The organism is Ruminococcus sp. OA3 (assembly GCF_022440845.1).
In the GTDB taxonomy this organism is placed as follows: domain Bacteria; phylum Bacillota; class Clostridia; order Lachnospirales; family Lachnospiraceae; genus Ruminococcus_G.
In genome coordinates this window covers 1,013,579-1,034,797 of record NZ_JAKNTO010000001.1, presented here as the reverse complement: position 1 = coordinate 1,034,797, position 21,219 = coordinate 1,013,579, and the positions used below count along the sequence as shown (strand labels likewise).

Sequence of the window (21,219 nt, the reverse complement as noted above, 5' to 3'; positions counted from 1 at the left end):
TTCCTCTCCTATTGCTCCTGCTGTTCCTCTTCGTTAAGGCGGATTACGATGCCTCCGATCAGAGCTTCCAGCGTCTCATAACATTTTCCGTATTCCTTTAACGGTTCCCCGTAAAGAGGAGGGAGTTCACCCCGCAGGCTGATATATTCAGTCAGCGTATAAACGTGATGTGCATGCTCATAGTTTTCCCAGATTTTTTCCTTCTGTGCATCCTCCATCGTAAGTACCAGAACATCTTCCCCCAGATCTTCCTGCTGCAGCTGTCTGGCCTCATGGGTCGTCACACTGTAGCCGTTGCTGATCAGCACCGCCTCCGCCTTCTGATTCATCGGTTCCGGAAACAGCACAACGAGACCTCTGGATTCAATATCCAGCGGTCCGAGAAGGAATTTGCTTTTCATAATGATCTTTGCCATCGGTGCTCTGCTGTTATCATCTTCATCTACGAAGATCAGTTTGTTATAATACTTCACTGTGGTGCTCCTCAAACCTCTATAATCTGGTGTCCTGCCGCCTTCAGCAGACGGTTCATGATAGCCTGTCCCATTTTAGGAGTGTGGAAAGACTCCGAATAAATATATGCAACTTCGCTGTCATCAAATTCCCGCAGCACCCGGTAAAGATGCCGCGCGATCCCGGCTTCATCTTCGCGTGCCCCGATGCTCTTGACAACTCCTGATTTATAGGCGTCAACCGTCTCATCCGTACCGATGATGCCAACACAGTATCCCTGGCCGATTTTTTCATCCGCCATTTTCTGGATTGCAGCCGTCACATTTTCCTGCCTGCCTTCTACGATCACAAGCGATCCCTTCGGCGCATAATGTCTGTATTTCATACCGGGAGCCTTTGGGTGAATATCCATATCTTCCGCGATCAGTCCCTGATCCATCCTGACTTCCCCCAGAATCTCCCGAAGCATATCTTCATTGATATAACCCGGCCGCAGTATCGTGGGTATATCCTCTGTAAAATCCACAATCGTGGACTCCAGCCCGATTCCTACACTACCCCCGTCAATGATCATATCAATCTTCCCATTCAAATCTTCGATCACGTGCTCCGCCAGCGTGGGGCTGGGCCTCCCGGATGTGTTAGCGCTTGGTGCAGCCACGTATCCGCCAGCCTCCCTGATCAGAATCTGTGCAATACTGTGACTGGGCATTCTGACTGCAACACTCTCAAGTCCTCCTGTCGTCTCATACGGCACACATTCGCTCTTGGGAAATATCATAGTCAGGGGACCGGGCCAGTATGTGCCCGCAAGGTGTTTTGCCGCAGGCGGTATCTCAGTCACTAACGCGTCCATGTCTTCCAGGTTCGCTATATGAATGATCAGCGGGTTATCCGACGGTCGTCCCTTGGCCGCATAGATCTTATGAGATGCGTTCACGTCAAGTGCATTGCCTCCCAGACCGTACACGGTCTCCGTCGGAAACGCCACCAGGCCGCCGTCCTTTAAAATCTGTCCGGCCTCCCTCATGATGTCCTCCTGTGGATGTTTCCGGTCCACCTTTACAATTTTCGTTTCCATAGTCATCCTCTTGTAATAAATCTTTACACAATCCATTTTATTATAGCATTGAATTTTGTAAAATGGAACTCTCTTTTTGGGAAAACTCAGGAATCCCCCAGATATTCCCTGACACCTGCGGTTACTGCGGCCGCAACCTTATCCTGATATGCTTCTGTCTTTAACTTTCCAGCCTCCTCTGAATTGCTCAGAAATCCACATTCAACGATCACGATTGGAACCTCTGTCTTCTTCAGCAGGTAGTATGTGATGTTCCCCTTCTCTTTTCTGTGGTTTTGAGGGTCGAGTCCATCCACAAGTGCATTCTGGAGCATGGACGCCAGCTGTTTTCCGTCCTCGGAATGTTCAAAATAGAAAACCTGAGCACCCTTCACGGCTTCATCAGAATAGCTGTTCTGATGAATACTGACTGCACAGTCTGCGGAACTTTCGTTGATGATCTGACACCGTTTCTTTAGATCCTCCGCCTTTTTATTCTGGCTTCCCCTGCCGCAGAGCATCTCATCCTTCGTGCGAGTCATAATCACCTGGTATCCCGACTCCTGAAGCAGTTTCTCTACTTTTTTGGCAATTTCCAGATTCAGATCCTTTTCCAGTTCGTTATTGATCCCCACTTTTCCCGGATCATCACCGCCGTGACCGGCATCGATCACTACAGTCTGACGGCCCTGCAGTTCCTGCGTGACCAGACGCGCTCCTTCCCGCGATAAATAGTACACGCCCACCAGCAGCAGACATCCCAACATAATGTCTACAACGGGTTTCCATTTTTTTCGATCCATAGACACCTGCCATCATATCTTCCTCTTAATATATGACTCATCCACTTCCAATCATTCTACCTGAGCTTAAAGTTTCCCAAATGCCAAAAATAACTTGACAAAAGCATTCTTTCTGCAGATGATAGAATTAACGTAACAGTTCAGGACGGCGGGGAAATTGGTGCAGAAAGCTGCGTCAAGCTTTGCTTGTAAGTCGCTTTCTACACCAATTTCCACATCGGATGAACATTTGATGCTTCTTGACCGGCTTTTTCGGTCAGGAAGATGTGCCGTCCTGAACAGTTACGGATTAATATTTATTACCATAAAGGGGGGATCTGCCATGAACCACTCAGAGGAGAACAGCTTATTTTCCGGTATTCTGGCCGCACTGACCGCAGCCGTGTTTTTTACCGCCTGTCTGAAGATACCGGCACTTTCAGCTTTTATCTCATCCGCAGGCAACATCAATTTAATTGTCTTTGCGGGAACCGTCATTTTATTTTGTCTTTCGTTCCTGCTTTTTTACCGCATATTCTGCTTTCGGGCATGCAGCTTTTTACAGCACCGTGCAGTGCGCTTTCTATGTTTCACACTGTTTTCAATTGGAACACTGCTCTTTTTAACCGTTTCTTTTTTAATGGAGGGAAACCTCACCGGAGGGGTGTCATACAAATACATCTGGCATAATCTGCCGCTGCTGCTTGTCATTGTCCTGGCCCTGATCGCATGTCTCGTGTTTTTCAGCGTATGGCATTTCCAGGATGTACCTGTCAGAACCTGGATTATGGTTTTATTTTACAGCGGGCTGACCATGCTGATGACCTATACCTTCTACACGCCAAATATCTTCGGACGAAGTCAGGCCGCCGATACCGCCCACGGCCATGCATATTTCAATTCTGTCTACAATGTATTTCACGGAAGTGCATACACAGAGTCCACGACCAGCATTTACGGTCATTACGCTCTTTTTTATAAAATTCCACTGAAGATTCTGGGCGGAAACTTCCTGGATTTCATGCTGATCACAGCATTGATAGGAGGGTTATGTTTTCTGTGTTCATTTTTAACGCTGCACCTGATGGTCGAAAACACCGTCATCCGTATTTTAGGATGTATCGCAATGACTCTCCCCATCTTATCTATGAGAGGTGGATATTACTGGCAGGTGTGGCCGCACCGTATCCTGTTTCCGGCTGTCCTGCTGTTGTTTGGCGCTTTCTGCCTGCGTATGAACAGGCTGAACCGACCGACCTGTGTTCTGGGGTATGTGTTATGCCTGGCGGGGGTCGTCTGGAACACAGAAAGCGGTATGATCTGTGCCGTTGCGTGGGCAGGTCTTTGGATACTCCGATATTTTGTATTGAAAACGCAGAGTACGTTGTCGCTCATAAAGACTGCGGTGTTTCACTGTGCAGCAGTCGGGGGTGTATTCCTCGGAGCTTATGGTCTCGTAAACCTGTATAATATCCTGCAGCATTCTCCGGCAAATTCACTTCGGGAATTTTTATTTCCGCTGATGTCATCATCCTATATGACGGATCTTCTACACCTGGATCTTCCCCTGTATCCTGCTGCTTACATGGGCGTCCTGCTGCTCTTTTTTATTGCAGCTGCCTGGGGCATTTCTTCCATGAGATGCTTTCAGATCTGTGCCCCTTCTTCTATTCCGGTGCTCCCGGTATTCAGCTTTTTTCTGTCCGTAATCTCACTTGGACAGATTACATATTTTATGAACAGACCTGCCTATCACAATCTGGATATCTGTCATATTCAGGCCGTACTTTGTCTGTGTATGCTGGCTGACCACACACTGCCACAGCTGCAGGTTTTTTCTCTCAGAAGGCTTATGAAGAACTCTTTTGCACAGCTTGGGAAAATCAGTTTCTGTGCTTTATCCCTGTCCGTCCTGCTGATGCTGACGCTTGGTACAATGATACAATACGCTTACAACAGTGATATCAGGAAGAACTATCATGATATGACAGAATTCCAGGGATTTGCCGATACAATTGCCGCTGAGATTCCCCCTCACACCTACGGATTCGGCGTCTCCGTCTCGGAGATATACAGCCTGCTCGGCTGGTCAACGAACTGCTTTACTCTGGATTTTACCGACTTATCGGTGCGTCCTCAGGTTGCAGATTACGTAATACAGGATATTCAGGATAAGAAGGTCACACAGGTCTTTACCGGACAGGCCACCATCGAAAAAATGGAGTCCTTTGCTCCCGGAGCCGCCTCCTGGTTTCATGATCATTTCATACTGGAAAAAGAATATAATTTCGGCGGTTCAACCTTCCGGTACTTTGTTGCAAGAGGAGCATCCACGGGCTGAAATGCCAAAAGCAGGTCATCGTCCTTCCCTCAACTTAACGTTAAGGGTATGGACAATGACCTGCTTTTTATTCATCGTCTTTATCCTTACGGATAATCCCATGTTTATAAAGAAATTTTTCAAGATCTTCTTCTGTCAGGTCGTCTGCATCATCCAGACTATCCTCGAGATCAAGATCTTTTCTGATCTTACGCTCAATCTCACGCATGGATTTGCCTGCCGCCTCCAGCTCCGGATCCTGTTCACTGATATCGGCATCAAAGTCATTCGTAATGTCCTCATCAAAATTCCTGAGCGATTCAGGCATTGTACTGATAATACTGTGAACCTCTTTATAAGAGGCCATAAACCGCTGCTGTGCCTGGTTGATCAATTCAACAATCGCATTCATCTCTTCCTGTACAGCTATGTATTTACGCTGCCCGTCTGTGAGTCTCCTGTCTACTTCTGACTGTACCGTGTCGATGCGCTTCTGCGCTTCCTTCTCAGCCTGACGCACAATATCATCGGCCTTCTTCTGTGCATCCTTGATAATGTTCTCGGCCCGGATCTGTGATTCCAGTACCAGCCTCGATATACTTTCATAATGATCGATATACTTTTGATATTTATTTTTTATATTGCGTTCCAGCTGTTCTTTCTGTTCTTCTTTGGCAACCAGACGTTCTGTCAGCTCCTCAATCCTGCTGTTTTTCTTCTGAATCTCCTTGGCAAGACGGGTAATTTCTCCTGTGTGGGTTTCTTTCATTTTCCTCATCTGTTCCATCACATCATCCTTGTCATATCCCCCCATTAATGTTGTCTTAAACAATTCATTCTCACTCATGTGTTTCCCCTTTCTGTCTACTGCAGGTATTTGCCGATCACGGCCCACACACTGTTGTTCTGGTATCCGAGCTGCCAGGATGCCACTCCTGCCAGGTCATATGACTGAATCAATTTCATTTTCTCTTCAATTGACTGGTCGTCTTCCAGCCAGATTTGATACAACGCATCATCTCCCTGGAGTTCAGCCACATTCTGTCCGGCCTCTCCGTCCCAGTATGTTTCCATCTGGTGTTCACTCACATAAGCTGCAGCCGTATCCATTCCCATCGCCTCGCTGGTAATATTGCTGGATCCATATGGCTGGGTCCACAGTCTGGTGTAAAATGGTATCGCATTGATCACCTTTTCTTTCGGTACTTCTTTCAATGTCTGTTCAATTCCGTCTTTCACAAAAGGCAGGGAAGCAACAGATCCCGCTTCTTCCGAACCGGAATAATGTTCATCGTAACCCATTATAATCACGTAATCCGCCATGATCCCCTGTTCTTTCCGGTTATAAAATTCATTATATGGCTGCGGAACAGGGTTGTCCACAGACAGTACAAGCTGTGCTTTTCGGCACGCAACAGAAAGCTCTCTGATAAACTGTACATAGTGCGGTGCGCAGTCTTCCGTTATGTTTTCAAAATCTACGTTGATGCCGTCCATTCCTGTCCATTTTGCAGATTTCATCAGCTGCTGTATGATTTTAGTCCTGTTTTCCGTGACAGAGAGCAGGTCGAGCGTACTGACTTCAGTATTAATGTTTTCGATCAGTCCCCAGACCTCAATTCCAGCCTCATGTGCCTGTTTCACATATGCCGGACTCGCCAGAGACTGCAGTTTTCCTTTATCATCCGCAAAAGTATACCACGTCGGTGAAATTGTATTAAGGCCGGTACATCCTTCGATCTTAGAGGTAAGCTCTTGATTGCCTTCCCGGTTCATCATCATGTGCCATGTCAGATTAATTTTGTAATCTTTCCGGATATTTGTATATTCCAGTCCATGAGTTTCCACCGCAGACTCAACTTCCCTCACTCCGGAAATATCCTCATTGCGAATATAGCCGGTATATCCATCGCCGGTAGACACTTTCGTCCAGTTCTCCATCGCCTCAAGGAAATACAGGGCATCCCCTTTCTTCCCTTCTGTCAATATTGGACTTTTTATGCCACCCTTCTGCCGTATTTCATAATCAGCAGACGCATCAACCATCTGCACTGTCCCAGCTTCTGTGCTGATCACGACCCGTGCTGGCTCCTTATATTCTTGGCAGGACATATCACTGTACTTTTTCAAAAATTCAAGGGATACATAAAAAACGTCACCCTCCGACCTGATCATTGGAACATCTTCCCTCAGTGTTTCCCCGCCAACCAGATATTCAGTACTGTCCGGTGTCAGCGTGATAACTTCTTCCGGAAGCGTATAAAGCATGACCTTGTTATTTGCATCCCAGTAAAACCTCTGGTTTATATACTGGCTCACCACAGCATCCTGTATATAGATATTTCCGTCAATAAATTTCCCTACATCTTCCAGCACTTCCCCGTTTACCACAAGTGCCACGTCTGTATCCTGTTCCAGTCCAAAGTATTGACTGCCGTCCATCTTCTCATTGCTCGGTGTAAACCTCTTGATGACAAATGACAACACACCGGCCGCCGCTACCAAAATTATCAACAGAATGACAACCAGTATCGGAGCTGCCTTTTTTTTCATCCTGTCATACCTCCTGATGTTTTATTTTTTGTCCCCTCGTGCAGGTTCTGATGAGGCCTCTCTGCGTTCGGCTTCCCTTTCCTGCTCTCCCCTTTCACCTCAGGAACCCTGTTCCTTCGTGAAAGATCTCAAGAGCTTCGCTCTTTCGATAACTTATATTATAGCAATATATCTTTTGTTCGTCATTACCTATTTCGACATTTTAAGATTAATTTCATAAGTATTGCACCCGAAGCGGCAGCTGTGCAGAGAGGGGACTCATCACTTTACTTCGGGTGCAGCATCTTACTTCTTTATAATCAAGTCAAATTGTAAGGTTTCCACTCTCCCTTCTTCGTTCTGTACATAATCGCGCATATACGCCCCATCTTCAGCGATGCAGTGCGCCTTCATAATTGCCTTTGGCGTACTGGGTCTTCCGTTCAGCATCAGCAAAACTCCCTGGGCCTGATATGCTTTCAGCTCATTAAGCAGGGTTTCATCTTTCTTTTTCTTTTTTTTTCCCATTTTCCATGGTATGGCGCTTCCTTCTTTTCGTGATATATTATTTTAATTTGAAGCCGGCCACGTCTCCTTTCCTGCTAATCTGCAAACCAATCCCTGGTTCTGGAAAAGATGACATCAAAAAAATAACGGTGCCTGCTGACGGGGTTTTTATGTTCATAAAGTTATAGTATATTTGGGTAATACGGCGACACGCCTTTGAAATTAATTGATATAAAATATGAGTTTGTTTAGATTGGGATGTAATGTCATCTTTTCTTAATTATCATTATACTAAAAACGGGGGACATTGCAAGAAATATTTTTTACAGAATCGACAGGTAACGACACGGCATGCTGTTTTTTGTCGTTTCAATATCCTTTCTGACCAGACATCTACTTAAATTTGTATAAATTATTTACAAATAGATATTTTTAGTCATAAATAACGAGTATATTGAATAATATAAACTCGTAACTGCCATTTTCCTTTCATGTTTTTGTACAACCATCGGTTTCCTTATAAGGTATTCTCTGCCTGATTTGGTATTATATAAATTTTAATGTAGAATCTGAAAGTTTTCTTAAGCACTTTACATATTCTAATAGGGTGGTATATAATATAGTAGGAGCAGAATATATCAATGCAGGGTTTTCCTTCCTTGATATAGGATTCATCATGAATGGATAGGATGTGATAGTATGAAGATTGAAAAGATCAACGACAACCAGATACGTTGTACGCTTACCAGTGATGATTTAGCCAACCGTGAAATTAAACTTAGTGAATTGGCTTACGGTACCGATAAAGCCAAGAATCTATTTCGAGATATGATGCTGAAAGCTCAGAATGAGCTTGGATTTGAAGCAGATAATATTCCTCTTATGATTGAGGCAATTCCGGTTACTCCGGACAGCATTGTCCTGATTATAACGAAAGTCGAAGATCCCGAAGAGCTGGATACACGCTTTTCCAAATTCACACCAACATCTGAGATTTCTCTGGATGTTTCAGAGACGCCTCAGGTATCAGGTGCTGATGACATCATTGACATTTTCCAAAAACTTTGTGAGGCGAAGTTAAAAGGACGAGCCGCAAAAAAAGAGACAAAGGAAGAGACAGCTCCCGCTTCCGAACCTGCAGTAAATCTGGTTCGCCTGTTCAGTTTTCAGTCACTCGACGATGTAATTGAAGCAGCACATGCCTTAAACGGATTTTTTGAAGGTACGAATTCACTTTACAAGAACCTGCAGCAGAAAACATATGCGCTGGTTCTTCACCAGTCAGACCGTACACCGGAGGAATTCAATAAGATCTGCAACATGCTTTCAGAATACGGTATCGGGAAAGCATTTTCTGCAGCCGGTGAGGCATATCTGCTGGAACACGGCGAAGCGATCATTAAAAATATAGCATTACAACAACTGGTTCAGCTTTAAAAGAGATAAAAAGCGGTATAGCTATGTGCTATGCCGTTTTTTTCTTGAGAAATATTTGAGATTTTTATCAGAAAATGAAATTAAGAGAAAGGGGATGAATGTTTTGTGTAAAAAACTTTTACTGGTTGACGATGAGAGAGGTGTTGTCGATATGCTCAGAAGTTATTTTGAGATGTCATCTTATCAGGTTTATACGGCGTACAACGGCGCGGAAGCTCTGCAGAAGGTATCATGTCAGCCCGATCTGATCCTTCTTGACATCACAATGCCCGAACTGGATGGCCTTACAGTCTGCGAACGCCTCCGCACATACGTTTCCTGTCCGATCCTGTTTCTGACTGCCCGCATTGAGACGACTGACAAGATAAGAGGATTTCAGGCGGGCGCTGACGATTATATCGTTAAGCCTTTTGATATTGATGAATTAGGTGCAAGAGTTGCAGCACATCTCCGGCGCGAAAGCAGAAAGCCAGAACATTCTGCGCTCCGTTTTTTTAGTGATATGACCATCGATTATACGAAACGGGAGCTTACAATAAACGGAACTTCTGTCTCATTATCGAAAAGGGAATTCGAGATTGTAGAATTATTGTCCCTGAATGCAGGTCAGATTTTTGACCGTGAACGTATCTATGATCGTATCTGGGGGTTGGATGGGGATGGCAGCAGTGATACGATTATGGAACACATTCGGAAAATACGGGCCAAATTTGCTTCCGTTTCTTTTCACAGCTACATTGAAACTGTATGGGGGGTTGGATATAAATGGATCGGTTAAAACAGATGAATCTCAGAAAATCATTATTTACCTTAACATTCATTAACGTTCTGGCTGCCTTCACACTCTCCGCCTTCACCTTTTGGGGATGTATAAGACTCCGCGGCATCATCGCACCTCAGGGCATTGTGATCGATCCACATACAACACCTGCCAAAATGACAGAGCTTCCCCAGCCTTCTGAATATGCCCTGCAGTTTGCCAATGCGCTGGAAGTCCTTCAGATAGTTCTGCCTGTTATATTTTTTATCCTTGCGCTGATTCTCACCTCCTCAATATTCTACCATCTGAAGCTGAAAGGACCCATAGCGGTTCTCACAGAGAGTGCAGACCGGATCATGGCAAATGATCTGGATTTCACCATTGACGGTTCCTCACCCGATGAGCTTGGGCAGCTCTGTCGTGCTTTTGAGTCTATGAGACAGGCCCTTCTGTTGAGCACCCGGGAACTCTGGCGTCAAAATGAAGAGCGCAGACGGCTGAATGCCGCTTTTTCGCACGATCTGAGAAACCCGGTTACAGTATTAAAAGGTTCATTAAAGATAGCCCGGCAATGTGTGCCGAAAGACCGGTTGTCCAAAGATCAGCTTATGGAAACTCTGGCACGCATGGAAGATTACACCGACCGGATCGCACACTATGTAGAAGTGATGGGCAATATCCCACAGCTGGAACAGCTGCCTCTCCATATGGAAACTTTCAGTTGGTCTATTCTATCTTCTGAACTTGAACAGACAGTAAATCTCCTTGCGTTCAACGATAATATAAAGATACAGTTCAAAAGCACCACGTACAACGGACATATATGTCTCGACAAGTCCATATTATTTCAGACGGCAGAAAATCTTACCGCAAATGCCGTTCGTTTTGCCTCCTCAAAAATCTGCATATCCTGTTCTGTCAGTAAAACACACCTGGTTTTTTTGGTGCTAGATGACGGCGACGGTTTCCCGGATGACATTCTGATACGTGGTATTCGCCCCTTTCAAAAAGGAAGAACCGGACCGGAGCACTTCGGAATGGGACTTTACATCTGCAGTGTGTTATGCCAAAAACACGGCGGAAATTTAACAATTGAAAACACACCACACGGAGCTCTCGTAACTGCAAAATTTAAAATCACACAGGTTTGAGAGTTTCTTGAGATTGCTCCTGTATACTCTCCTTATCAAAACAATAAGGAGAGTTTTTTATGGATATCAAGGTTCAAAACATTACTAAAATCTATGGCAGCGGCGAAAACCGTGTGACTGCACTCGACCACGCAGACATGAATGTCAGCACCGGTGACTTTATTTCTATAATGGGGCCATCCGGCAGCGGAAAAAGTACTTTGCTTCATATCATCAGCGGACTGGACCGCCCGACCTCAGGAAGTGTTTTTTACGACAATACGGATATTCACCGGGGAAGCGACAAAAAGCTTTCCGCATTTCGCCGTCAAAAAATGGGCTTTATATTTCAGCAGTTTAATCTGCTCCCGGTATTGACGGCTCGTGAAAATATAATAATGCCTCTGTTGCTCGATAAAAAGCAACCGGACGAAACATACCTGCAGCAGCTGTCTGAACTTCTGAGAATTCAAGACCGGCTTTCTCATCTGCCTCACGAACTTTCCGGCGGTCAGCAGCAGCGCGTGGCGATCGCCCGCGCCCTGATCGCACGGCCAGATATTATTTTTGCAGATGAACCGACCGGCAACCTCGACAGCAGCAGCGGTGCGGAGGCAATGGACATGCTCTGCAAGCTTCGGCAATCATTAAACAAAACGCTGGTCATTATCACTCACGATTTACGTGTCGCTGCCATGGCAGACCGCAGGTTCACAATGAATGACGGAATCCTTTCGGAGGTGATGCCCTCATGAAATCATACTTTGGATTTGCACTTAAAGAACTAAGGGCACAAAAGCTTACCTCCATCCTTATTTTAATTGCCGTCATTCTCTCGACCACAATGACAACAGCCGTGGGGCAGTCTGTCGGCACTCTTCAGGCAATGCGTATCAGTCAGGCCTCCTCCCTGAACGGTGACCGTTATGTTTCTTTTCACCAGATGACCAGAAAACAGATGCTGAAATTATCTGATGACAGCCGCATTTATGATGTCGGCAGTGTCATCAATACGGGAAACACCCGACTGAAAAACAGCGGTCTTACGCTCTTTTTGCGCGAATTCCTGGACGGAGCTACAAGCGTATATTCTGCCACCTGTGATATAAGTGAGGGGAGACTCCCGACTTCTGCGTATGAGATCGCCCTTCCGGAAAACGCACTCCCTTATATAGACGAGAACCTCACAGTCGGAGACCGCATCACGCTCAATCTGAGTATTTCTCTGATGAAAGATACAAAGCCTCCCTACGAATATTCCGCAGACTTCACTGTGTCTGGAATACTCAAGAGTAACTATACAGGATACGCAACCGGAATTGTCAATGCAGTCGTAGGCAAAGGGACTTCTCAGTCTCTGCTGCCAGCACGTTATCATCTGTACTCAACTGATTTCAAAACCCGCAGCATCGATAATTTTCAGACACTTGTCGATCAGCTCGCAGGTGAGGTCGATGTTTCCAAAGAAAACATTCAATACAACTGGGTGCTGCTGGACGCCCTGGGTGTCTCCTATGAAGAGTCGGGAAGCTCCGATACGGACTCCGGTTTTGCCTTTATGACGGCGTCCTGTATTCTTGTCGGTATACTTGTTCTGCTGGCCGCCGGTCTGGTCATCTATAATATTATGAAAATTTCCGTTGCCAAACGTATTCGTGAATATGGTACGCTCCGCGCCATCGGCAGTGACCGCAGACAGCTGTATATTATGGTATTTCTGGAAATCATTCTGTTATGTGTGATCGGTATACCCTGCGGTCTTCTCGCAGGACTTTACTCCGCAAAAGGCATCCTGGTCGCCGCAACAGGAATCCTGAATCCGGATCTGTTCATGGTAAACAGCACGCAGCAACTCAATGCAGTAATCGCCGCAAACAGTTTCGCGAAAATATTCCCTCTCGTCTTAAGCGCAGTGATTACGCTCCTGTTTACCGCTGCCGCTGCATACCCCGCCGCCAGATACGCCTCCCGTGTATCGCCCACTGTAGCAATGGCAGGCCAGGCAGTTAGAATCAGAAGGCACGTTCGAAAAGTAAAAAAAATCCGACATTTTGAGGCATACCATGCCAGAATAAATCTCAGACGAAGCCTGGGGCGCACATGCATAACCATCCTTTCGCTGATAATGAGCATTACTGTCTTCGTAGCTCTCCAAAGCTTTCGGGGGCTGCTGGATACGAGCCGTAAAGTACAGGAAATTCACCTCGGTGATTATGCGGTCACGAATGAAACGACAGGTATCTCCGTCTCGTCTGTGGAAGAAATGCATAGCCAGGAACTAGTGAAAAGTCTGTCCACGACAAAGCTGAAACTTTATACCCAGGACAAGTCAGGCGGGCTCCCCATTGAAACCAGCCTCTCCCTGAATCCCGGTGAAACGCTGCAGATTGCCGGACTGGATGATGACCGTCTGGGAGACAGCACAGGCGATCTTACAGAACAGGAAGTCTCTGAATTGTTAGCCGGAACCGCCTGCCTTATAAAAAATCCGATTCCTGTTTCATTTGAGGGACAGGAAGCAAAACTCACAGAGCTGCATACAGGGGATACGATAACTGTTGCCGGAAAAGAGCTTCGCGTGATCAGTGTTGTTGAGCATCCGGTCACTGTCAATAACGAAGGCTTTACAAACGGCGTCCAGATCATTGTCTGCGATAGTCTGTACAACGAACTGACAGGACAGGACAGTTACGCTGAAATTTACCCCGTCCTGCACGATAATTCAGATGCCGAAGTGTTCGAAGCATGGCTGGATGACTGGTGCGGCGAGAACCCAGGAAGTCACTGGCTATCTTATCGGCAGGCAGATGCTCAGATGGCAGAAAGTTTTGAACAGATCAACTTTCTCTGCTGGGGGTTAATTCTTTTCATCGGCCTCATAGGAATTTTAAATATTATTAATACTGTTTACATTAATATTCACACCCGGGTGGCAGAGATCGGCGTACAGAGAGCTATCGGCATGAGTGCAGGCAGCCTATACAAAACTTTCTTATGGGAAGGCGCCTATTATGGGATCATCGCTTCTTTTGCCGGAGCGGTTTTGGGTTATATCTGCACGCTTTTTGTGGAGGCCGCCGCATCCGATTCCCTGCACCTTTCCGCGATTCCTTTTCCTTCCATTTTGGCAGCATCTGCAATTTCCATACTCTCCTGTCTGCTTGCCACTCTGATACCTCTGCGCTTTATTTCGAAAATGGACATCGTAGACTCTATTGAAGCACCGGAATAAGCTCTTTGCAACAGCAAAACGAAAGACCAACTTATACAGTCCTGTACTAAATTGGTCTTTCTGTCTTACGAAAAAAGTCTTTCGTTAACCTTCCCGGGGAAACTCTTTCAGGAATTCCTCTAAACCATCAGCAGTCTGGCTGTTTCCTATTCCCTTTTTTCTTATATACTGTTTCGCCCTCGCAATTTCACCAGTTGAAAAACACCATTTCCCCTGCAATATCTTCCATTCACCCTCATCACTTTTCGTATTGGAAAATACTTCTGTGATTTGGTCGACATAATCTCTCTGTGTATACCACCTGGAATCTTCATGAAGCCCCCCCTCCTCCTGTCCCATTCTGTAATACTTTTCTGAGATAAACCGTACTTCGCCTTCTGTATCAGGCAGTGATTCAATTCCACCATCTATCACTGAGATGATAATGCTGTGAAATGTCTCCTTTCCAAACCTGTCAGCAACATGATAAGTGACTAGTATTTCACCCGGTGTTTTAAAAACTTCACTGTCAAATCCAACAATACTGAGATTGTCATTAATATCCACCAGTTTTCCGCCAGCCATCAGTCCCAGATCCCTTGCCTCATCGTCTTCCACATCAGTAGCAGAGGCAAAATTCAGAACCAGTTCCTCTGTCAGCATTCCATCACGAACCTCCTCTAAAAGATAGGTACGGTCTGTGGCCTCAATTACCGGAGGATGATTGTATCGAATCTGTATCTTAAGTTCTTTATTGGTTTCGTTTCCTGCACTGTCTGTCGTATGATACGTCACCCACAATATCTGATCACCGTCTTCCTCTGTCTTTCCCAACTCCCCAAACGACACCTGAAAATCGTCTTCGCTCTGCATGCCTTCAGGATATTCCCTGCTTAACGTTTCATCATCACTGCGGATTTTCCTGATGTCCAGCGGAAGTTCAATGCCCTGTCGGTTATCTTCCAGATCCTGGACGACCACTTCTTTCATCAGCATTTCTTTTGTGATAAGTTCACCTTCATAGTATACCGGCACCTCTTCTCTGCGGATATCAGGCGCATAATCCCAAATGGCATATAAGTCCGGCTGTCCCAGAGCTTTCGTTACATCCTCCACTTTCATTGGCAGCTTCGTGTTCGGGAATCTTACGTTCTCGGCAAATGCTTCCGGTATTTGATCCCAACCGGCAAATACTGCTGTCCCGCCTTCCTTAAAATGAATGTTTTCATCATTTTTTCTTACAATGTAAGGGAAGTTACGATAAGTCTTTTCCGTAAACTGCTCCTGCTCTTTTTTCCGAAAATTAGAGTGGTAATTGATCAAAACCTCTTCTCTGAACCTCGTTTTCACAGTATTACTTTTTTTTGATGAGGAACCGCCTCCTCTGATCAACGTTGAAACTGACTGATTTTCAACTTCATAGTAACCCGTCTCAGTGTTCAGCCACACTGCATAATTCAGCGGCCGACGGATACGGACCTGAACCTTAAAATGATAGGTCACCCCATAAAATATTGCTGAGTCAGGTGTTTTTACCTGAAAAATCACATTCTGATTGTTATGTGATACCAGGAAACGGAATGTTACATCTTTCCCAGTATCATCCTCTACTTTTGCGCTGACAAATTCAAGGCATTTAGGCAGAAGGTCCTTAACCGTGAAATCACTGTAATAATAAGCAGCCTCCTCTCTGGGAATATTTTGTGAGATCGTATAAAAATATTCTTCCCCCGGAGAGTCCAGCGTGTTCTCCTGCACAGCTTTCTCATCTTTATCTGTAACCGTCATGGCTGGCACTGGAAGTGACGTTTTAGCCATTCTTCTGGCCGAAAAACCCTGATAACCGGGATTCAGATTATCAACAAAATATGGTTCTCTGCTTTTCCAGTAAGCATTCCAGGATCCTGCTTTTGTATAAGCAGCCGGATCAATATAAGCGTTGGCAAGACCATCTCTGTAAAAATAACGGTCGTTATGATACTTGTATTCAAATACGTTTGAATCAAACTCCACCTGCAGTGCAAACGGATAGTAATCGGTATTATTGGCACCGCTTTTATCAATCAGAACGGGCGAAGTCATCACATGATTCTTATAGACCGCAAATGTTGATTCATCCAACACATAAATATTATCGTATGCACTTTCTACTTTAACCCCCTGGCCATAATCGACGTCATCCAGAAGCGCAAATCCCTTCACATTAACCTTTTTTGTCGAACTGCCGTGCTCATAAAATTCGATGCGCAGCGTGACATTACTGATATTTTTCGCGAAAATTCCTATGCGGTCTTCCGACAGCCCCAGTATTCCAAGCCCCTGTCTGGCTCCCTCCTTATATAAGGTATAATTTGAAATGACAGCCTTTGCATCGATAATTTTCCCTTTATAGGTGCCCACATTCCGGTACCAAGCACCAAATTTTCCTTTCCCGCTGTCATCAGTAATGCGTGCCGTATGGAGTATTCCGCTGCTTTTATATGAATTTTGCAGCTGTGAATCACCAACCGCAATTCTCTTCGCCCAGTCTCCCATCTCCTTATTGTCCCAGGGCCCGAACGCAGTGACCTTTGTAATATAATTCTGTTTTTCATATGCTTTTCCAGAATAAAGGACCCGCGCGCAAAATTCATACTCCCCATTCAGTGTAAACTTGTCAGGTCTGATAACCGTAAAGCGGCTGTCTGTCTTTGCATATGCGGCAGGCGTCATTGTCGGATAAGCGATCGTGTTGTCTGCTGCGGCTCTGGCCGCCAATCCCGTCAGAACAAAATACGGATCTGCCACCTCATCGAAAATTGCCTTTTCTGTAACTTCTGATTTTTCTGTTTTTACATCAGTTTGAATCACTACAATCTGAATGCCTTTTCCGGAAAACATCTCATTTGCCGCCATTTTATTTTCATCATAACAGTATACTGTCAGCAAGCCTTTCTCCCCATACGCTTTTAAGTCAAACGCCTTTTTATTGAGTCCGGAGTTTTCTGTAAACAGAACGGCTTTCAGATTTTCGCATCCATAAAAGGCTCCGTCTCCTATTGTCACACGATTAAATGGAATGTCGCCAACGACTGCCTCTCGATCTTTTACCCGTATAAAGTCCATATTTTTTTCTACAACCACGGCATTCTCGAAATCCACCGTATTTTTCAGTGTTTTGCATCCATAAAAGGCTCTGGAACCGATGAAATCAACATTGCCTCTCAAATCCATTGTTTCAAGTGATGTACACTCCTGAAATGCCCCTTCCGGAATTTCATGAATGGCTTCCGGCAATTCCACACGCTGAAGCTTCTGGCACCCCTCAAACACATAACTGCCTATGGATTCCAGTGTTTCCGGCAGCGTCACTTCCTCCAGGTCCGGCATACCGGCAAACAGGTAAGATGCCAGTTCTGTAATACCCTCTTCCACAGCAACAGCCCTGATAGCTCCCTCCCATCCACTCCATTCTCCGTCAGGAACAGCAGCTCCATGCCCGGACAATGTCAGCACACCGTCTTTACAATACGCTGTTACAGAGTCTGACAGTCTCCACTCTGTCACCGATCCTTTACCCTCATCTGAATTTTCTGCCGTGTCTTCTGTCTCCCCAACCGTCTGGTCTCTCCCGCCGTGCACGGTGCCGGTATCTGTCTCAGCATCCGCACAGATTGCATACGGTACAGGCGGCAGAATTGTCAGCGTAACCGCCAGAAATAGTGCAGAAATCTTCTTCTTCATAGCAGTCCTCCTCATTCCCGTTATACTTTGTCAGATGAAAACCGCTGTAAGTGTTAAATTCTGTGTTACAGGACAGTCCTCCAGCTCACCATCAATTTCGATATTCGGTTTCCACTGTACAAATATCATTCCCTCCTTTTCCGGTATGGCTGTCACTGCCAATACACTTCCCAGCAAGTCTCCGCTGTGAACATTTACACTCCTCACCACTTTTTCATCCACCACAAAATCCACCTTATGATAAGTCTTATTTATATTCTTCCATTCGTCAAACAACACCGTCCTTCTGCAGTTGATTTCTTTACTGTTGCCCGAAATACTCCGATATTTTGTTTTCGTCTCTACATCCAGCAGTCCCCTCACAGGATCCGCATTTAATATGTTTACCGTAACATCAGAATCACTGTCTGTCATCAGCAGAAAATTCTGGACAAAGTCAGCACACAGTTCCTCTGACAAGCTCTGCGCCCCTTCCCCGTTGCCATAACCATACGTCTGGTTCACTTTCAGGTTATACATTGTCTGCTCCAGCGCTGTATCCGTATTCCGTTCCAGTTCATTCGCCCTCACTGTCTGGCTGCCAATCCCGAGAACTGCAACTCCAGTAAGCAGAAGCAGTATAACTGCCGTCACCGATATTACTACCGTCCGCAATATATCCTCCTTTCATCTGGCATACCCTGTGATTTCATAATCCTTTGACAGCTGAAGCAGCGGAACTGAGTAAGTATATGACAAGGTCACTTCGGCTATCCGGTTATTTCCGTTTACTTCATATATCTTTACATCAAGGCAGTCCTTCAAACCTCCGCCATATTTCTTCCTGGCATCCGCTTCCAAAGCCTGAATCACTTTTGGTGCGTAATTTGATGCCTCAATTTCACTGATACACGAAGCATGAAAATTTCTGGCACCAGTGATATACAGATTGCTTCCTATGTAACCGGCAGCCATCACCGCCATTAGCGAGAGCAATGCTGTCATAATATAAAATTCAACACTTGTCCGCATCATTCACCCCGCTCCGTGTGCCGTCACCAGTACGGTAGCTCTTTCTTTTGCTTTCCTGCAGTAACTGTCCCTGTAATCAATGCTGACAGAGTATGTCTGTTCTCTGTCTGATTCCAGGATGCCTTCTGTACTCATCTTTTCACACTCTATGACAATTCTGCTCTCTCCTTTTCGATATACACACCGCCCCTGACTCATCTGATATTCTTCAAAGTCCAGATCTTCAGCTTTTCCTTCTGAATTTATCAGCGAGTCCAGGAATGAAAATGCTTTTTTCCTTTCTCCCTGTTTCAGATGTATGGGCCGTATTATTATCACAGGCTGCTGCATAGACGCCAGTTCTTCAAACATCGGTCCGCTGATATTCGATGCGGTCTCTTTTTGAGGTGCTGCCGACTTCAGCTGAGGGAGCACGGCAGCATATAAGCCAAAGAAACTTAAACCTGCAATTAATAACATAACAGTCAGCATGCCATACTCTTTTATGATGCTTTTCATACTCAGCCTCCAAGCAGCCCGTCTGCAAAAGCACCCAGCCACTCTTTCAGTACCCCTTCTGCTCCGAGCAGGTTCCTCAGCACGAATACCGTCACGCATAATGCTACTGCTGCCGTAAGGAGCAGCATGCCGTATTCACCTAGTATCTCCTTCATCCTGCTTCCTCCTCACGCGAACCACTGCACGGCTCCATAAAAAAACTTAACGATCACCACGCCGATTATTGCCGCGGATGCCATGCTTCCATACTCTTCCAGCATTTCTCTCATTAATTTTCCTCCTTCATTTTCCCCTGTTATGTCAAAGTTCCGGCTTTCACTGTCAGGACAACAATCAGCAGAATCATATCCGCCATCATTTTCACCGTTCCTGTTATCATGGGCAGATATACAAGCATTTCCGTCCCGGCAAGCCTGTCCTCATTCTGAATCCTCTCCGCTTTGTCCAGGAGCATATTATTCCTTTTGATCAGTGCATTCATCTGGATTTCCGCATTTCCTGTCCCGGTCTCGTCCATTGCATAGAGCATACGCATCGCCGTCTTTACGTCAGGCAGATCAAAATCATCCAGAAAGCGCAGATATGGATAAACGGAACCCGGTTCAGCCTGCATGTCTGACAGCAGCTGCCGGATGGAATCCCGTAAAACAGCAGGCGCATTACCTCTGGTCGCTTCAATTGACGTAAATACATTATTTGTCTGCAGTAAAAGGATCAGTTCCATCACCCATCCCGGAAAAACCTTTTGTATCTCCCGGACTGTACGCCGCCTTGCACCAGTCGTCATTCGCCCGGGACTTGTCAGCAGCAGGATTGCCGTACCAAAGAATGCAGCCGGCACAACAGCCTGTTTTGTAATGCGCCACCCGACTATGCCAAGAATCAGCACACAGACAGTCTTATGGACCGCTCTGCTTTGCAGAAGCTTTAAATCCGGATTTAATGCCGCCTGATAATCAGCCCAGACCTTCTCCGGATCGCTTTCTTTGATATCGGTGAACCATGTTCCGCTAAGTGCACTCTGGGCCGATGCACCGATCAGAATGCCCGAAACCAGAAAAATACACGTTACGATCTGACTGATCATCATCCCCTTAATGTCAAAGTTCTCGGGTACAATGAGGGTAATCAGAGAACATATGGCTGACGCGAAAATAATAGATATGAAAATCTTATTTTTCAAACGTTTTTTATCCTGCTGCAATGCATAGATACGTTCTATCCACATTCTTCTGTCCTCAAGCAGAATATCAAGCGTCATCTCATAATTTCCGCCGTATAATTCTACTTTCATCAGAAACCTGTGCAGCGTATTCACCCTGCCGCACCCATATCCATCTTCAATGATTCCCAATGCCTCCTCATACATCCTCGCCGACTCTCCTTTGTGAATGCAGGCGATAGCTCTCTGTATCCGTTCGCCCATATCTCCTTTCGGAAAGACAAGCGCTGTCTCTTTTAAGCAAAACAGAATATTTGGTCTTTTCTGAAAGGAAAACATCATTTGTTCCAGATAATTGTTGGCATCAGCAAACCTCTTCTGTTCATAAAGACTGTGATATACGGAAAGTATCACTTTCGGCATGCACATCAGCACACTCAGCAGGACCACAGCTGTCAATGCGGGGTGAAGTCCAAACAATAAGCAGATCCCGCACGTAGCTGCAAATGCCAACAGGATGAGTCTCCAGAATCTGGCGAGCGAAAACCTGTATCCATACCGGTTGATTTCAGCAACCATTTCTTTTGGCCGCCGCACCGTGCGGTGCGGCTCCTTCTCTTTCAATCTCTTTCC

18 protein-coding genes are annotated in these 21,219 nt (G+C 45.6%); 6 read left to right on the top strand and 12 right to left on the bottom strand.

Annotation, left to right across the window (positions count from 1 at the left end):
• Positions 1-8 precede the first annotated feature (8 nt).
• From MCG98_RS04825 to MCG98_RS04815, 3 genes are all read right to left on the bottom strand, one after another.
• Positions 9-473 (bottom strand): phosphotyrosine protein phosphatase, encoded by a 465-nt coding sequence (locus MCG98_RS04825; protein ID WP_240286177.1) that lies wholly within the window; start codon positions 471-473, stop codon positions 9-11.
• A gap of 11 nt (positions 474-484) precedes the next feature.
• Complete coding sequence (locus tag MCG98_RS04820) at positions 485-1,534, bottom strand: L-threonylcarbamoyladenylate synthase (protein WP_240286175.1); 1,050 nt, start codon at positions 1,532-1,534, stop codon at positions 485-487.
• Positions 1,535-1,620: 86 nt separating this feature from the next.
• Positions 1,621-2,316: an N-acetylmuramoyl-L-alanine amidase gene (locus MCG98_RS04815; protein WP_240286173.1), complete on the bottom strand. Its 696-nt coding sequence runs from the start codon at positions 2,314-2,316 to the stop codon at positions 1,621-1,623.
• Positions 2,317-2,638: 322 nt separating this feature from the next.
• Between MCG98_RS04815 and MCG98_RS04810 the strand changes: the two genes are divergently transcribed.
• Positions 2,639-4,636, top strand: a complete 1,998-nt coding sequence (locus MCG98_RS04810) for a hypothetical protein (RefSeq protein WP_240300677.1) — start codon at positions 2,639-2,641, stop codon at positions 4,634-4,636.
• Positions 4,637-4,703: 67 nt separating this feature from the next.
• Here MCG98_RS04810 and MCG98_RS04805 read toward each other — a convergent pair whose 3' ends face one another.
• The 3 genes from MCG98_RS04805 to MCG98_RS04795 form a co-directional block, all read right to left on the bottom strand.
• Entirely contained in the window at positions 4,704-5,462 is a 759-nt protein-coding gene (locus MCG98_RS04805) for a DivIVA domain-containing protein (RefSeq protein WP_240300676.1), read from the bottom strand.
• Positions 5,463-5,479: 17 nt separating this feature from the next.
• Positions 5,480-7,168 (bottom strand): glycosyl hydrolase family 18 protein, encoded by a 1,689-nt coding sequence (locus MCG98_RS04800; RefSeq protein ID WP_240300675.1) that lies wholly within the window; start codon positions 7,166-7,168, stop codon positions 5,480-5,482.
• 285 nt (positions 7,169-7,453) lie between these two features.
• On the bottom strand, positions 7,454-7,675 hold the full coding sequence (locus MCG98_RS04795; RefSeq protein WP_240300674.1) for a hypothetical protein: 222 nt from the start codon (positions 7,673-7,675) through the stop codon (positions 7,454-7,456).
• A 678-nt stretch (positions 7,676-8,353) separates the two neighbouring features.
• On the opposite strand from MCG98_RS04795, the gene MCG98_RS04790 reads away from it, so the two are divergent.
• The 5 genes from MCG98_RS04790 (at position 8,354) to MCG98_RS04770 (ending at position 14,213) form a co-directional block, all read left to right on the top strand.
• Entirely contained in the window at positions 8,354-9,091 is a 738-nt protein-coding gene (locus MCG98_RS04790) for an adaptor protein MecA (protein WP_240300673.1), read from the top strand.
• A 103-nt stretch (positions 9,092-9,194) separates the two neighbouring features.
• Positions 9,195-9,869: a response regulator transcription factor gene (locus MCG98_RS04785; RefSeq protein ID WP_240300672.1), complete on the top strand. Its 675-nt coding sequence runs from the start codon at positions 9,195-9,197 to the stop codon at positions 9,867-9,869.
• Positions 9,857-11,002: a HAMP domain-containing sensor histidine kinase gene (locus MCG98_RS04780; RefSeq protein ID WP_240300671.1), complete on the top strand. Its 1,146-nt coding sequence runs from the start codon at positions 9,857-9,859 to the stop codon at positions 11,000-11,002. Before MCG98_RS04785 ends, MCG98_RS04780 begins: the two co-directional genes overlap by 13 nt.
• A gap of 59 nt (positions 11,003-11,061) precedes the next feature.
• Positions 11,062-11,736 (top strand): ABC transporter ATP-binding protein, encoded by a 675-nt coding sequence (locus MCG98_RS04775; protein ID WP_240300670.1) that lies wholly within the window; start codon positions 11,062-11,064, stop codon positions 11,734-11,736.
• Complete coding sequence (locus MCG98_RS04770; RefSeq protein WP_240300669.1) at positions 11,733-14,213, top strand: ABC transporter permease; 2,481 nt, start codon at positions 11,733-11,735, stop codon at positions 14,211-14,213. Before MCG98_RS04775 ends, MCG98_RS04770 begins: the two co-directional genes overlap by 4 nt.
• A gap of 84 nt (positions 14,214-14,297) precedes the next feature.
• Here the strand turns inward: MCG98_RS04770 and MCG98_RS04765 are convergent, their stop codons facing one another.
• The 6 genes from MCG98_RS04765 to MCG98_RS04740 all read right to left on the bottom strand — a co-directional run bounded on the left by MCG98_RS04765 (position 14,298) and on the right by MCG98_RS04740 (position 21,210).
• Positions 14,298-17,915, bottom strand: a complete 3,618-nt coding sequence (locus MCG98_RS04765; protein ID WP_240300668.1) for a leucine-rich repeat protein — start codon at positions 17,913-17,915, stop codon at positions 14,298-14,300.
• 30 nt (positions 17,916-17,945) lie between these two features.
• Positions 17,946-18,569 (bottom strand): hypothetical protein, encoded by a 624-nt coding sequence (locus tag MCG98_RS04760; protein ID WP_240300667.1) that lies wholly within the window; start codon positions 18,567-18,569, stop codon positions 17,946-17,948.
• 12 nt (positions 18,570-18,581) lie between these two features.
• The gene (locus MCG98_RS04755) at positions 18,582-18,929 is read right to left on the bottom strand and encodes a hypothetical protein (protein WP_240300666.1); all 348 of its coding nucleotides are present in this window, start codon (positions 18,927-18,929) and stop codon (positions 18,582-18,584) included.
• Entirely contained in the window at positions 18,930-19,424 is a 495-nt protein-coding gene (locus MCG98_RS04750) for a hypothetical protein (protein ID WP_240300665.1), read from the bottom strand. It abuts the gene before it with no gap.
• 2 nt (positions 19,425-19,426) lie between these two features.
• A complete protein-coding gene (locus tag MCG98_RS04745; protein ID WP_240300664.1) occupies positions 19,427-19,579 on the bottom strand; it encodes a hypothetical protein in 153 nt (50 codons plus the stop codon).
• 140 nt (positions 19,580-19,719) lie between these two features.
• A complete protein-coding gene (locus tag MCG98_RS04740; RefSeq protein WP_240300663.1) occupies positions 19,720-21,210 on the bottom strand; it encodes a hypothetical protein in 1,491 nt (496 codons plus the stop codon).
• Between the last annotated feature and the right edge of the window lie 9 nt (positions 21,211-21,219).